Source organism: Hwanghaeella sp. (assembly GCF_965227365.1).
Classification (GTDB): domain Bacteria; phylum Pseudomonadota; class Alphaproteobacteria; order UBA8366; family Aestuariispiraceae; genus Hwanghaeella.
The window spans coordinates 2286106-2300381 of the sequence record NZ_OZ245754.1 but is presented as its reverse complement, the minus strand read 5'-3'; the positions used below and the strand labels follow the sequence as shown (position 1 = coordinate 2300381).

The following is a 14276-nucleotide window of genomic DNA, read 5'->3' as shown; positions in this document are numbered from 1 at the left end:
GGGCGACGCTGCAAAGGATCCGGCGGTCAGTCCATTGGCGCAATTTGTCCGGAACGCATGGGGGAATGATGAAGTCATCGGCGCAGGTAGTGGTCATCGGCGGCGGGGTCGTCGGTTGTTCGGTGCTTTACCATCTGACGAAATTCGGCTGGACCGATATCATGCTGATCGAGCGGTCCGAACTGACGTCCGGTTCGACTTGGCACGCCGCAGGCGGGTTCCACACCTTGAACGGCGACACCAACATGGCCGCGCTTCAGGGCTACACGATCCGCCTTTACAAGGAACTCGAAGAAATTACCGGGATGAGTTGCGGCCTGCACCACGTCGGCGGCGTGACCCTGGCAACTTCGCCGGAACGGGTCGACCATCTGAAGGCCGAGCGCGCGAAGCATCGGTATATGGGGCTGGAGACGGAGTTCATCGGCCCTGACGAGATCGCCAGGATTTCCCCGATCACCAATGTCGAGGGCGTCCTGGGCGGGTTGTACGATCCCCTTGACGGACATCTGGATCCCTCCGGCACAACCCATGCCTATGCCAAGGCGGCCCGAATGGCGGGGGCCGAAATCGTTCTTCGCAACCCGGTCCGGGAAACGCTTCAGCGGGCCGATGGCACCTGGGACGTGGTTACCGAGCAGGGAACGGTCCATGCGGAACATGTCGTCAATGCGGGCGGCCTATGGGCCCGAGAGGTCGGCGCGATGGCGGGTGTCTATTTGCCGCTGCATCCGATGGAGCACCAATATCTGGTGACGGAGGAGACACCGGAAGTCTATGAACGGGACAGTGAGTTGCCGCATGTCATGGACCCGGAAGGCGAGAGCTATCTGCGCCAGGAAGGACGCGGTATCTGCATCGGCTTCTATGAACAGAAATGCGATCCCTGGGCGGTCGACGGCACTCCTTGGGATTTCGGGCATGAATTGTTGGAGAACAAGATCGACCGGATCGAAGATTCGGTCGCCTTCGCCTGCAAGCGGTTTCCGGTACTGGAACGCGCCGGTATCAAGACGGTGATTAACGGGCCCTTTACCTTCGCGCCGGACGGCAACCCCCTGGTCGGCCCCGTGCCCGGTTTGCGGAACTACTGGTCCGCCTGCGGCGTGATGGCCGGTTTCTCGCAAGGCGGCGGTGTCGGCCTGTCGCTGGCGGAATGGATGGTGGAAGGCGAACCGAGCCGGGATGTCCTCGCGATGGACGTCGCCCGGTTCGGTGAGTGGATTACACCGGGTTATACGCGGGCCAAGGTGCGGGAGAACTATCAGCGCCGGTTCTCTATTTCCTACCCCAATGAGGAATTGCCCGCGGCGCGGCCGTTCCAGACGACACCTGCCTATGACATCTGGAAGCAGCAGCGGGCTGTCTTCGGTGCGGGATACGGGATGGAAGCCGTGAACTATTTCGCGCCCGAGGGAGAGCCGCTGTTTGAGACGCCGAGTTTCCGGCGTTCGAATGCCTTCGATGCAGTGGCGGCGGAAGTACGCGCCGTGCGCGAAGCCGTGGGGATAAACGAAATCCACAATTTCGGGAAGTATCGAGTCACCGGGCCGGGCGCGCGGGACTGGATCGACAGGATCATGGCCGGGCGTGTGCCCAAACCCGGCCGGCTGAGTCTGACGCCGATGCTAAGTCCGAAAGGTCGCCTGATCGGCGATTTCACCATTTCCTGTCTGGAGAATGCCCGTGGCGAGGAGGAATTCCAGCTGACTGCGTCCTTTGGCGCGCAGGCCTATCACATGCGCTGGTTCCAAAAGCATCTGCCCGAAGCCGGCGTCACCCTGGAAAATGTCTCAACCCGTCGGATCGGTTTTCAGATCGCCGGACCGAATGCCAGGGAACTCCTGGGCAGGACCACTCGCGCGGATGTTTCCGCCCAGGGCTTCAAGTTCATGGATGTTCGCGACATGGATGTCGGATTGACGAGAGCTGTGGTGCAGCGGGTCTCCTATACCGGGGATTTGGGCTACGAGATCTATGTCGGTGCCGATGACCAGCGTGCCTTGTATGAGGCTCTGATACAGGCGGGCGACGGCCTGGGCCTGAAGCCTTTCGGTATGCGGGCGATGATGAGCCTTCGGCTGGATAAGTTTTTCGGATCATGGCTGCGGGAATTCGGGCCGGATTACACGCCGGCGGAGACCGGCATGGATCGCTTCGTGGCCTATGGCAAACAGGCGGACTTCATCGGAAAACCCGCTGCATTGGCGGAACGGGACACAGGGCCGTCGCGGAAACTCTGCAGCTTTGTCGTGGAGGCCGCGGATGCCGACGTCGTCGGCTACGAACCGATCTACGTCGATGGCGAGATCCAGGGCTTTGTGACCTCCGGCGGCTATTCCCATTATGCCAAGAAATCGATCGCCATCGGCTTTCTTCCCGTTGGGCTGATCGAGGACGGTCTGGAAGCGGAAATTGAGATTCTGGGCGATATGCGGAAGGCGCATGTCGTAAGCGAACCGCTGTTCGATGCGGACGGAGCCCGAATGCGCGGCTGATCACCCAAAATGCAAGGGTTGGTGACATGCTGCGCCTGCCAAGTCTAATATGCTCATACAAGGGGTGTTTCTACCTCTGAACGTGATTACCATATGAAGACAACCGCTCGGTCAGTACGCGCCTATGTTCAAACCCTCCCGCAGCGTAACGTTGCTACAGACTTGGTTGATCTTCGTGATTGCCGTCGTTGTGGGGCTCGTTTTCGGCGTCGCGCAGCTGGCCAGGGAGTACGACAAGCAACTGGCGGATATTCGCGATACCGCAAGGGCGGTCATCGATTCCGTGGAAGGCGCTGCCAGTCAGGCGGCGTTTACTTATGACCGTTTTCTCGCAGCCGGTGTGGCCGACGGTCTGCTGCGCTTCGAACCGATCGTGACCGTCGAGATTTTCGACGAATTCGGGAATTCGCTCGTCAACAGCAGTGCCGAGACAGACTTCAAGGAATATTGGGCGGCCGATTTCCTACCGATCGAAGTATCGTCCATTTCCTCACCGCTGCATCACGCGCTTGAGCCCGACAAGGTGATCGGGACCCTGGTCGTGGAGGTCTCCTCGAAGCAGGCTGCCATGGATGTGCTTCGCCAGGCTTGGTACGAAATCCTGTTTGCCCTGGCGCGCGCCCTGATTCTGGCGGTCATCCTGTTGTTCATCTTCAACAAGCTGTTTACGCGCCCCTTGTTGAAGATGGCGGATGAATTCTCCCGCATCGATCCCGACGATCCGAAGAAGGGACTCCTGCCTGACTCCGGGACCTATCCGGCAAATGAATTCAGGGCCGTCGTGGAAAGCGTCAACAAACTGCTCGGTACGATCAGCAGCCATATCCAGGCGCGCGCTAAATCGGCGGAGGCGTTGAAGGAAAGCGAGCAGAGGTTCCGGTCTTTCGCTGAGATCGCGTCAGACTGGTTGTGGGAAATGGATGCCGACCTTCGCTTCACCTATTTCTCGCCGCGTGCCGGGGAAGTACTCGGCTTCAACGTGAACCACGCCATCGGAAAATCCCGGCGGGACCTGTCGGCGGAATTGATCGAAAAGCCGAAATGGCAACAGCACATGGACGACCTGGAGAACCACAGGCCGTTCAGGAATTTCACCTACGACATCTACAGACCGGCGGGCGGTCCCCGGACAATCAGCTTGAACGGTGAGCCTGTATTCGATGAGAACGGGGTTTTCACAGGCTATCGCGGCACCGGACGAGATGTGACGCCCGAGAGGGAATCCGCACGGGCGCTTGACGCCGCCTTGCGGCGTGCGGAGGAAGCGAACCAGGCGAAATCAGAGTTCCTGGCGACAATGAGCCATGAATTCCGTACGCCCCTGAACGCGATCCTCGGGTTCAGCGAAATGCTGAAAGGGCAGTATTTCGGTCCGCTCGGGGGAGAGAAGTACCTCGAATATGCCGATGCCATCCGCAGCAGCGGCGGTCACATGCTGGGCCTTGTCGATCAGGTTCTCGATATTTCCGCCATCGAAGCCGGTAAACGGACATATGAATTCAAGGCGAATTCGGTTCGCGACGTTCTGGATTTCGCGGAGAATGATTTTCGCAAGGCGGTTGCGGACAAGAAACTCGAACTGACATTCGACGTGCCGCCTGACATCCCGTTGATCCATGCCGATGCACGCTCGGCCCGGCAGGTGATCAACAACATGCTCTCGAATGCCGTCAAATATACGCAACCGGGCGGCAAGATTACGGTATCCGCGGCGGCGAGGGATGGTTTCGTCTCGATTTCAGTCGCCGACACCGGCGCGGGTATTCCGGCCAATCGGTTGCCCTATATCGCCGAACCGTTCTCGCGCGGGTTGACCGACGCCTATGTGGCCCAGGAAGGCGCCGGGTTGGGACTGTCGATCGTGAAATCGCTGATGAACGATCACGGCGGCGAAATGCAAATCGAAAGCGAGGTCGGCAAGGGAACGACCGTTACGGTCTTTTTCGCCGTGGCGTCGGAGGAAGTCTCCACCGCCGGCCAGGTCGACGGTGTCTAACCCGCCATCGGGCGGGGCAGGGCGGCATAGGCGTCACCCATCGTCCTGATTTCCTGGACCTTCCGATGCAACGGCGACCAGTCGTCATCCTTGTCGATTGCAGACCAGATTGCTTCCACGTCCTCAACCAGCATTGTGACCGGCCTGACATCTTTAAAATACGCATGCTCGATTGACGCTGCGGCGCGGGGTGCCTCACGGATAAGGTCCAGTGCCTCGGCAAAGCAATCCTTGCGATAGAATTCAGCGCCGTGCGAGTGCGACAGCCGGGCGGGGTCCGCGCCATGCGCAAGGTCGAAGAAGGCCTGTTCATAGGGGGTGCCGCTTTCTCGAAGAGCGGCGTAGAACGCACGTGTGAGTTCCTGCGCCTTGTCCGGGTCGTCGGGCATCAGGCCAAGGCGCCAATGGGTTTGAAGGACCAACTCATCCTCGAACAATTGCCCGAACCGGCCGATCGCTTCCTCGAACGACTCTTGCGGCGCCAGGTCCAGCAGGCATTCCGCCAGGCGGGCGAGGTTCCAATGCAATGCCTCAGGCTGCCGCCCGAAACTATAGAGGCCGGCACTGTCGAAATAGGCGGCCGTGAAACCCGGATCCAGGTTGGGCAGAAATCGCCAGGGTCCGTAATCGAAACTTTCCCCGGTAATCGCCATGTTGTCCGTGTTCAGCACGCCATGCACGAACCCCGCCGCGAACCATTGTGCGCCCTTCTTCGCCAGGGCCCGCATGACCGCGTCAAAAAGGGCGATGACGGGGTCTGGGCTATCGGCGGCCTCAGGCCAATAGGTTTGGATCACATAGTCGACAAGGGCGCGTTTCTCAGCGGCCTGTCCCGTCACCAGCAGACGCTGGAAGGTTCCGAAGCGGATATGGCCGTGACTGAGCCGAACCAGGACCGCGGCGCGGGTCGGAGAGGGCTCATCGTCCCGATACAGCGCTTCGCCTGTCTCAATCACACTGAAGGTCTTGGAGGTGTTCACGCCAAGCGCTTCCAGCATTTCGGTCGCCAGGATTTCGCGGACCCCGCCTTTCAACGTCAATCTGCCGTCACCCTGCCTGGACCATGGCGTTTGCCCGGACCCCTTGGTGCCGAGGTCAAGCAGACGGCCGTCCGACCGGTCCCGCATTTGCGCGAAAAGAAATCCCCGGCCATCGCCCAGGTCCGGGTTATAGGTTCGGAATTGATGGCCGTGATAGCGCAGGGCCAATGGGTTCTTCAGATTGTCGGGTAAAGGTTCGAACCGTCCGAAATGTCGGATCCATTCCGCGTCCGTCAGCGTGTCCAACCCAACCCGTTCGGCCCACCGGTCGTTTCGGAATCGAAGTATGTGTTTTGGAAAGTCCGCTGGCTGGACCGGGTCGTAGAATGCGTCTCCCAGCGTCGGGTGGCGGATGTCGGCTCGATAGGCGGGCGATACTGGCAAGAAAAACTCCTTTGCTCCTCCCGTAATCGGTGTTCGCTCGACGGCGCCGGGAAGATAGTGTTTACCTCCACGGACAATTGCATTGCCGGACCGAAAATCAAGTGTCGATCCTGACCTTGGCCCGGCGGATCTTTTCAGGACGAGTTTTCATGAGTGATACGGTCAAGGCATCCAGCGAGCCCGGCACCGGGCCACAATGGTCCATCGACGCCTATCTGTTCCTGACCTTCGCCACCCTCTGCTGGGGCGGCAACGCCGTGCTGGGCCGCTTCGCGGTGGGTGAGATATCGCCCCTGACGCTGGTTACGGCCCGTTGGGCGGGCGTGGTCCTGTTGATTGCCTTGTTCCTGCGCGGCCCGTTGCAACGCGATTGGCCGGCGCTGAAGCGCTACTGGCGCTTCGTCATCGTGATGGGGGCGGCCGGGTTCACCCTTTTCAACGCCGTATTCTACATCGCTGCGCATAATACGACGGCGATCAATCTGGGCATCATTCAAGGATCGATCCCGGTCTTTGTGATGATCGGCAGTTATTTGCTGTACAGGGACAAGATCACGGCAGTTCAAGCCCTGGGCGTGATCGTCACCCTGATCGGTGTCGTGGTGGTCGTGACGCGGGGCAGTATCGAACGCCTCATCACGTTGACGGTGAATGACGGCGACTTCCTGATGCTGATCGCAAGTTTCCTCTATGCCAGTTATGCCGTCGGATTACGGCGCCGCCCGCCGGTCTCGACGCTGGGCCTCTTCGCCGGCATGTCGATCGTCGCGTTCCTGGTCTCGCTGCCCTTCATGGCGGGGGAAATCGTCCTGGGTCAATTCCTGGCGCCAACGGCCAAGGGATGGCTCGTGATCGTACTGGTGACGATTTTCCCGTCCTTCGTATCGCAGATCTGCTTCATCAAGGGCGTGGACAAGATCGGGCCAAGCCGAGCCGGCGTCTTTGTGAATCTGGTGCCGATTTTCGCCGCTGTGATGGCGGTAGCTTTCCTGGGTGAAGAATTCCAGATGTTCCACGGAACCGCGTTGCTGCTTGTCCTGTTCGGCATCTTCCTGTCCGAGAAGTTCAAGAAGCTTCGCTGAATCGTTCCTGGGTCTCCTGAGTACTTGGAAGAACCGTTTTCTCGGCCAGTTTGCGGGAAGCGTCACATATCTCCCCAGCCAGTGCCTTGTTCTCTACGGTTCGTGCAAGGACCATTGCGCCGACGCAGATTGCGGCCGCAGCAAGGCTGCGTTCCCGGGCGGAGAGGCCGCCCCCTGCCGGGGCGGAGTCCTGAAAAAGGCCGACCAGATTCTGCAGAATGCCCTCGTATGCCCGCCGCACCGTCGGTCCGGACCGCGCGACGTCCGATGACAGGGCGATTAACGGACATTGGTTCTCGACCGTTTTTAGATGGCGTCGGGAGATATAGGTTCGGATGAAGGATCGGGTCAAAGCAGGGCCGCGTTTCGGACTGACCTCGACGGCTTCCTTGGCGCTCGCGGCGAATGCGGTCAGGGCTTCTGCGTATAGATCCTCCTTGGCGGAGAAATGGTTGTAGAAACCACCGCGTGTCAGGCCCGCTTCGGCCATGATGTCGTCGATTGGAACCGTGTTGAACCCGCGTTTGTTAAACAGTCTTCTCGCCGCTTCGACGATACGGGTTCGCGTCTTCATCTTGTGTTCGCGGCTCAACGGCATACGAGGAGTCCTTTCGGTTGGCGGGCTATTATATGTTCTTGAACATATTAAACCCTTGTCGCAGGGTCCGGAAAGGATTGCCAAACACTATCCTTGAAAGGATCGGGCGAATGCCGGAGATCGTACTGTATGAATTCAAGCGAACCAGATCCGAGAAATGCCGCTGGGCGCTCCGGGAAGCGGGGCTCCCATATCGATCGGAAGGTAACAGTCCCAGGGCGATCGGCAGCGAAGAAGTTCGCCGGATCCATCCGATGGGAAAGCTGCCCGCGGCATTGATAGACGGAAAGCCGCTTTTCGAATCCATCGCGATCGTCAATGCGGTTGCCGATCTGGCCCCGGAGAAGAAATTGATTCCGCCGCCGGGCAGTTGGGAACGCAGCCTGCATGAGCAATGGGCCTTTTTCACGGTGACGGAAGTGGAAGCCTGGGCCTGGAGCGGTTTTCTGAACAAAAGCCCTTTTCTGATGCCGGCGAACGAACGCCGCCCAGAAGTAATCGAGCAGTCGCGTGGTTTCTTCCGAAAAGGCGTGTCTGTACTGGAAGATCGCCTGGGCGTATCCAGTTATCTGCTGGGTGACCGGTTCGGCGTAACGGATATCATTGCCAGCCTTGCCTTGGTGATGGGGCGCCTCAACGGTTATTTGGACGAGGGATTCCCAAACGTCACGGCGTATCTGGATCGTTTGGCCGAGCGGGAGTTTTGTCCGTTTGCACCAGCAGTCAAGGCGGCTAGGTGATATCCTCTGTCTCGGAGCGTTCCGAGTAGACAAGGATATGCGTAACGTCCCCATTTGTATTGCCGAACGGCAGCAGAATGGATAGTTCCCGGACCGGGCGATAGTCCTCGGTCACGAAATCCACCGGCGCATAGAAACAGGTCCTGTTCAGGCGAACCCATTCGTAGTCGGCGAGAACCTCTTCCAGGGACGCACCGAAGAAACCCTCATTCACCAGTTTGCCCGTCGGATTGTGGCCGCGGTTTTCCACTTCGTCCGATCCGACGACCCTGTAGCGATAGATGCCGATGCCATTCTCGTCGGTGCCCTCAACCTCGATGAACAGTATGCCGGGAAGATGGGCGGGGATCGCCAACGGGTCGAAACTCGCGCGTTCAGGCATGTGTCGAATGCCGCGCAATGCGTCCCAATAGGCGAATATTTCCTTGATCATGGGGGTGGTCCCAACAAGGAAGTTCCGATCGCCGAGATTTGACACTGTCGTTATCCAAAAAATGGTTCTGTTGCAGGCGCTTGATCGGGAGATTTACCCCAACGAATCAAAGTCCTGGCTTGGTTGGCCCAGGGTCGGCACCACCAATTTGAAATTCGTCGGTCAAACCAACCGAGTTGCACCGGATCAGTAATCCCTGAACTGGAGTTTGGCCAGACGGGAATACAGTTCGTTTTTCTCAACCAGATCCTTATGCGTGCCGATTGCCGAAATTCGGCCGTTCTCCATGACGACGATCCGGTCCGCATTGACGACGGTAGCGAGCCGGTGCGCGATGATCAGTGTCGTTCGTCCAGCCATTAGCCGATTGAGCGCGTCCTGAACCAGTCGCTCATTCTCTGCGTCCAAGGCGCTGGTCGCTTCATCCAACAGCAGTATCGAAGGATCGCGCAGGATCGCGCGCGCGATGGAAATGCGTTGCCGTTGCCCGCCGGACAGTCTGGCGCCTTTTTCCCCCAGGAAGGTTTCGTACCCGTCCGGCAGCCGGGACAGGAATTCGTCCGCCCGGGCGTCCTTCGCTGCCTGGCGTATCCGATCGAAATCGGCGTCCGGGTCGCCATAGGCGATGTTTTCCCGTCCTGTTGCCCCGAAGATCACCGGATCCTGCGGCACCAGGGCCTGGCGTTGACGGACCTCGGTCGGGTTCGCATCGCTGATATCGACATCGTCGATCATAATCCGCCCTGACTCGGGATCGTAGAAGCGCAGCAGAAGCTGAAAGACGGTCGTCTTACCCGCACCCGACGGGCCGACGAGGGCAACGGTCTCTCCGGGTTCGACGGTCAAGGTGAAGTCGTGGAGTGCTGCCATGTCCAGCCGCGATGGATAGTGGAAAGTGACGTTCTCCAGCGCGATCCTGCCCTTCGGCGGAACCGGCATCGGTAGCGGGTGGGGTGGCGGCAGGATTTCGGGTTCCGCTTCGAGCAGTTCGACCAGCCGTTCGGTCGCGCCCGCGGCGCGCTGAAGCTCGCCATAGACTTCCGAGATGATGGCGACGGAAAAGGCAACCACCGTTGCGTAAAAGACGAAGGCGGCCAGATCCCCGCCTGTGATGACGCCATCCATCACGTCGTTCCCGCCGACCCAGAGGATGACCGAGATGGCGGCGAAGACCAGTAAGATGACGGTGCTGGACAGAATGCCGCGCAGACGCGTCCGCTCTATGGCGACGGTGAAGGCGTTCTTCACCTCGGAGGCGAAGGCGCGCCGGTCCGCTTCCTCATGGGTATAGGACTGGACGGTATGGATCGCGTTGAAACTCTCTTCCGCGAAGGCGCCGACATCGGCGACCCGGTCCTGGCTGGCGCGGGAAAGCGTTCTGACCTTGCGCCCAATCACAAGGATCGGCACCACGACGACCGGCACGACCAGCAGTACAAGCAATGTCAGCTTCGGATTGGTCACGAACATCATTGCAAGCCCGCCGATCATCATCAGCGTGTTGCGCAGCGCCATGGAGACGCTGGATCCTATGACCGATTGCAGCAGCGTCGTATCGGTTGTGAGGCGGGAAAGGATCTCGCCGGTCTTGGTCACTTCGAAAAAGGCGGGGTCCATGCGGATTACACGGTCGAACACCGCGTCTCGCAGGTCGGCGACCACGCGTTCCCCAAGCCAGGTAACGAGGTAGAAACGACAATAGGTGCCCACCGCCATCACGACGCTCAGGCCGACCAACAAGGCGAGAGCGTTTTCAAGTGCGTTGGGATCACCCCCCGAAAACCCACCATCGATCAGCGCGCGCAGGCCCTGGCCCAGGCCCAGCACCGATGACGCAGTCACCATCAGCGCGACCAACGCGGCAACGACGCGCCGCCAATAAGGCTTCAGGAATCCCGCCGCCCGGCGCAGCACGCGCAGATCGCGGCCCTTCGGCCGTTCAGGCAGCATTTGTCTCGCCAAAGTGAATACTCCGTACCGGGTGGGCGTGGGCGGGTCAGCCCGCGTTGGACAGGGTGAGCCACTTGCCCGGGGTCACCCCGAAAGCTTTCTTGAAGTGCCTGGTCATATGAGCCTGGTCAGCGAAGCCGGAATCGATGGCTGCATCCGCCAGGCTTTCGCCCATTTGGATTGCGTCGCGCACCGCATCAAGGCGCCGCATCACGAGATAGCGGTAAGGACTGGTACCGACAAGACGGCGAAATTGCCGCGCCAGTTCGTAGCGATCCAAACCGGCCTCCCGCTCCAATGCTTCGGATGTCACGGTTTCGGTCAGATGGGCACGCAGGTAATCACGCGCCCGGTCGACCGCGCGCTGATGGGGTCGGGAAGGGGGGGGTGCAGGCTGCCCGACACTGCGTTCAGTGCATCCGACAATTCCTGGATGATGCGGTCGGCCTCCAGTGGATGGATTTCCGTCTCCATATCGCCCAAGGCGAGCATCAAAGCGCGGATCAGGCGTGCATCCCGGCTGATCGCGCCTGGAATGAAAGGCAACGGCGCCGGGCCGCCACCCGGACCCGCTGTCGACAAGGCATCGCGGATCAAATCCGGTCTCAGATACAGCATGCGGAACCTAAACCCATCCTCGGTCCCGGCATGGCCGTCATGCAATTCGTCGGGATGGATGACCAGAACGTGGCCGGGAAGGCTGTGCTCTTCCGTTCCACGATAACCGAAGCTTTGCACGCCTTCGACCGTGAAGCCTATGGCATACGTGTCGTGGCGGTGAGGTTCATAGGCGAAACCGGCGAAATAGGCCTCGTGCCGCTCCATGCCGGGCGGGCAGTCGCCATGACGAACCCAGTCCCTTTGCGAAGGACTGCCCGCCACGCACGAACGTTCAAGACCGACGTCGTATGTGCCTGTTAGAGAATGCGCCATTGCAACAATGTGATGTCGGAGGCTTTCCCATGCAATACGAGACGAAGATCGCCATCGCGGTTTGGAACGGTCTGGAAACCTGGCGCAAATTGAATGCGGTTAGCTTCCTGGCAGGCGGTCTTGTCGGTCAGACGCCGGAATTGATCGGCGAGCCCTACGCGGACGCTTCCGGCACACAGTACGGCGCGATGATCCGCCAACCGATCCTGGTTTATGAAGTCGAAAAGGCGGATCTCACCAAAGCCAATGGCCGGGCGCTGTCGCGCGGTGAAGTCCCGATCATTTTCACGGCCGAGTTGTTCGAAACAGGGAACGACAATGACAATAGAGCAGCGGTCGCCGCCGTGCCGTTGGAGGAACTCGATATCGTCGCCATCGCCCTGCATGCCGACCGCAAGACGGTCGACAAGGTCATGAAAGGGATGAAGCTGCACCCGTGACCGGATGCTGCGCCCCAGGCGGAGCGGTTGGCGCTGCTGACGGACTCGCTTAAAGAGAGACGCAGGCAGCGGCGGTAGGGGCGGGGCGAGCGTGACAGCGATCGATTGGATGACTGGGGCGGGACGCGTGCCGCGTTGGGCGGCGGCGACTATCTTGGCGCTCGCTGTGGTTTTCGCCGGATTGTCGCTTGCCACCCCCAAATACGCCTTCGACGTAATTTACTATCTCGGCTGCGCGTTCAAATCGACCTCGGAGGGGGATTGGCCCGAGGTTCATCGCCAGACCTACGATCATCTACGGAAAAGCGTTCCGGAAGACGTCTATAGGGGCCTGACGGAAAGCCCGCCGGGGATCGGACCGTATCGGTCGACCGTGGCGCAGGATCCCGAGGCGTTCAGGCAGCAGCTGTCGGTTGCCTGTTACAAACTGGGCTTCGTATTGCCGATGGCGGCGATGGCCCATGCCGGGGTCGATCCCTATTTGGCCGCACGTATTCTTGCGGCGATCCCCGCGGCCCTCGCTTTTGCCCTGGTAGGGCTTTGGCTGGCGGGGAAGGTACCGGCGCCGCTGGCGGTTCCCCTGGCGGTCGCGGGGTTGTTCGCCGGTCTGTTTCAAACGGCGCGATACGAGTATCCGGACGGGATGACCGCGCTTGCCATTGCCGGGGCGTTGCTCTGTTTCGCCGAGGCACGATTGCGCGCCGCTTGCGCATGTTTCCTTGCGGCGATGGTTATCCGCATGGATGCCATTCTGTATTTCGGCGCCTTCCTGGGCTTTGCCGTATTTCTGGCGTCTGGAGACCGCAGGATGCGCCTTCTGGAAGCGGTGGGATGGGGGCTCGCCGCGCTCGCGCTTTATGCCGTGATTGCGATTCCGCTCGGTACGCCCGGCTATCAGGCCGTATTCACGCACAGCTTTATTTTCCAGCAACCGTATCTGCTGACGACCGAAGTGACCGTCACGCCGGCGCAGTATGTCGAGGTTCTTGTCCGGCAAGTGCAGATGGTTGCGGCAAAGAGTGGAAAGTATCCGATGCTGATAGCCCTGGCGTTGCTCGCCTTTGGTTTTTCGTTCAGGAACAAGGCCCTGCGACCCTATGGAGAAACCGCCTTACTATCGTTGTTGCTGGTTTGCTTCCATTTCCTGTTCATTCCATGGTTCGACACCCGTTACTACGCGGCACCCTATATGTTCATCGTCTGCTGTTTCGGCATTGTCGCCTGGCATGTCGGGCGCGCTCGGTTCGGCAAGGTGGAAACGAACTAGGCGCGGTGTCCGAGACGATGTCCTGGCGTTATGTCAGGACGCCTTCACAACGGCCCGCGTCTCGATTTCCACCTTGGCGCGGTCTTCCATCAGGGCCTTTACCTCGACCATGGCCATGGCCGGATAATGGTCCCCCATGGTCGCCCGGTAGGCGGCCCCCAGCTCCTTCTGCCGGGCAAGACATTCCGCCTTATCGGTAATGTACCAGGTCATCGACATGACATCCGTTGGCTTGGCGCCCGCCTTTTCCAGGACGGCGACCACATTCTCCAACGTCTGGCGGCACTGGTCGATGAAGTCGTCGCTTTCGAATTCCTCCTGACCGTTCCAGCCGATCAATCCGCCCAGCATGATGACCTTGTCGCCCGGTTCGATCGTTTCGGCCATGCCGTGGGAATAGCCTTTTCCCTTCTTCCAGCCTTCCGGCAGCAGAACGTCCATCACTCTTCTCCTCCGGCGATCTGAATGAAGTCCTTGGGATCGACTTCAAGGAACTTTTCCATATTGGCGCGGATATCGGCAGGGATCGGTTGCGCTTTCATTTCACCTTCGTCCTTGAAGGCGTTGCCGGAGCGAACCCAAACAAGGGTGGAACGGACCTCCATGACCTTCGTTTCCCCATGCATGGCAATAAGGCGGGTCTTAAAGGAACTCTTGCCGATTTCCCGCAACGTCAGATGAAATTCCAGCACATCGCCCAAGGAGGCAGGTGCGAGGTAGTCGACCTCCAACCGGACGGTCGGGATGCCGGCATGCCGCTCCAGATGCATTTCCTTGAAGGAACAGCCCAGCGCCTCATCAAGCCAACGTTCGATGACGTCGTTCACCATTTCGACGTAACGCGGGTAGAAAACGATGCCCGCGACGTCGCAATGACGGAAGAGGACAGTGATAGGGGTCTTGTAAGCCAGCATC

14 protein-coding genes are annotated in these 14276 nt (G+C 59.8%); 6 read left to right on the top strand and 8 right to left on the bottom strand.

All coding sequences use genetic code 11. The features are described from left to right. The first annotated feature begins 65 nt into the window (after positions 1-65). Both ACQK2G_RS10455 and ACQK2G_RS10450 read left to right on the top strand, forming a co-directional pair. Positions 66-2498 (top strand): GcvT family protein, encoded by a 2433-nt coding sequence (locus ACQK2G_RS10455; RefSeq protein ID WP_425404971.1) that lies wholly within the window; start codon positions 66-68, stop codon positions 2496-2498. Positions 2499-2622: 124 nt separating this feature from the next. Beyond that, entirely contained in the window at positions 2623-4494 is a 1872-nt protein-coding gene (locus tag ACQK2G_RS10450; RefSeq protein WP_425404970.1) for a PAS domain-containing sensor histidine kinase, read from the top strand. Here the strand turns inward: ACQK2G_RS10450 and ACQK2G_RS10445 are convergent. Then, the gene (locus ACQK2G_RS10445) at positions 4491-5918 is read right to left on the bottom strand and encodes a protein adenylyltransferase SelO (RefSeq protein ID WP_425404969.1); all 1428 of its coding nucleotides are present in this window, start codon (positions 5916-5918) and stop codon (positions 4491-4493) included. The two genes, ACQK2G_RS10450 and ACQK2G_RS10445, sit on opposite strands and share 4 nt — an antisense overlap. A gap of 149 nt (positions 5919-6067) precedes the next feature. Between ACQK2G_RS10445 and ACQK2G_RS10440 the strand changes: the two genes are divergently transcribed. Beyond that, entirely contained in the window at positions 6068-7000 is a 933-nt protein-coding gene (locus tag ACQK2G_RS10440) for a DMT family transporter (protein WP_425404968.1), read from the top strand. Here ACQK2G_RS10440 and ACQK2G_RS10435 read toward each other — a convergent pair. Then, complete coding sequence (locus ACQK2G_RS10435) at positions 6984-7574, bottom strand: TetR/AcrR family transcriptional regulator (protein ID WP_425404967.1); 591 nt, start codon at positions 7572-7574, stop codon at positions 6984-6986. The genes ACQK2G_RS10440 and ACQK2G_RS10435 overlap by 17 nt on opposite strands. 134 nt (positions 7575-7708) lie before the next feature. Here ACQK2G_RS10435 and ACQK2G_RS10430 point away from each other — a divergent pair, with 134 nt between their 5' ends. Continuing rightward, on the top strand, positions 7709-8338 hold the full coding sequence (locus tag ACQK2G_RS10430; protein ID WP_425404966.1) for a glutathione S-transferase family protein: 630 nt from the start codon (positions 7709-7711) through the stop codon (positions 8336-8338). Here the strand turns inward: ACQK2G_RS10430 and ACQK2G_RS10425 are convergent. The 4 genes from ACQK2G_RS10425 to ACQK2G_RS10410 form a co-directional block, all read right to left on the bottom strand. Further along, positions 8331-8771 carry a PAS domain-containing protein gene (locus tag ACQK2G_RS10425; RefSeq protein WP_425404965.1) on the bottom strand — a complete coding sequence of 147 codons (441 nt, stop codon included), beginning with the start codon at positions 8769-8771 and terminating at the stop codon, positions 8331-8333. The genes ACQK2G_RS10430 and ACQK2G_RS10425 overlap by 8 nt on opposite strands. Before the next feature lie 186 nt (positions 8772-8957). Then, the gene (locus ACQK2G_RS10420; protein ID WP_425404964.1) at positions 8958-10721 is read right to left on the bottom strand and encodes an ABC transporter transmembrane domain-containing protein; all 1764 of its coding nucleotides are present in this window, start codon (positions 10719-10721) and stop codon (positions 8958-8960) included. Between the two features lie 46 nt (positions 10722-10767). After that, positions 10768-11034 carry a helix-turn-helix transcriptional regulator gene (locus tag ACQK2G_RS10415; protein WP_425404963.1) on the bottom strand — a complete coding sequence of 89 codons (267 nt, stop codon included), beginning with the start codon at positions 11032-11034 and terminating at the stop codon, positions 10768-10770. An 8-nt stretch (positions 11035-11042) separates the two neighbouring features. Next, on the bottom strand, positions 11043-11603 hold the full coding sequence (locus ACQK2G_RS10410) for an AraC family ligand binding domain-containing protein (protein ID WP_425404962.1): 561 nt from the start codon (positions 11601-11603) through the stop codon (positions 11043-11045). Between the two features lie 80 nt (positions 11604-11683). On the opposite strand from ACQK2G_RS10410, the gene ACQK2G_RS10405 reads away from it, so the two are divergent. Next, complete coding sequence (locus ACQK2G_RS10405) at positions 11684-12094, top strand: DUF2000 family protein (protein WP_425404961.1); 411 nt, start codon at positions 11684-11686, stop codon at positions 12092-12094. Between the two features lie 91 nt (positions 12095-12185). Beyond that, a complete protein-coding gene (locus ACQK2G_RS10400) occupies positions 12186-13361 on the top strand; it encodes a hypothetical protein (RefSeq protein ID WP_425404960.1) in 1176 nt (391 codons plus the stop codon). 33 nt (positions 13362-13394) lie between these two features. On the opposite strand, the gene ACQK2G_RS10395 is transcribed toward ACQK2G_RS10400, so the two are convergent. Next, positions 13395-13802: a RidA family protein gene (locus tag ACQK2G_RS10395; RefSeq protein WP_425404959.1), complete on the bottom strand. Its 408-nt coding sequence runs from the start codon at positions 13800-13802 to the stop codon at positions 13395-13397. Continuing rightward, positions 13802-14275, bottom strand: coding sequence for an acyl-CoA thioesterase (locus tag ACQK2G_RS10390; RefSeq protein WP_425404958.1), 474 nt, complete (start codon positions 14273-14275; stop codon positions 13802-13804). Before ACQK2G_RS10390 ends, ACQK2G_RS10395 begins: the two co-directional genes overlap by 1 nt. Position 14276 lies beyond the last annotated feature (1 nt).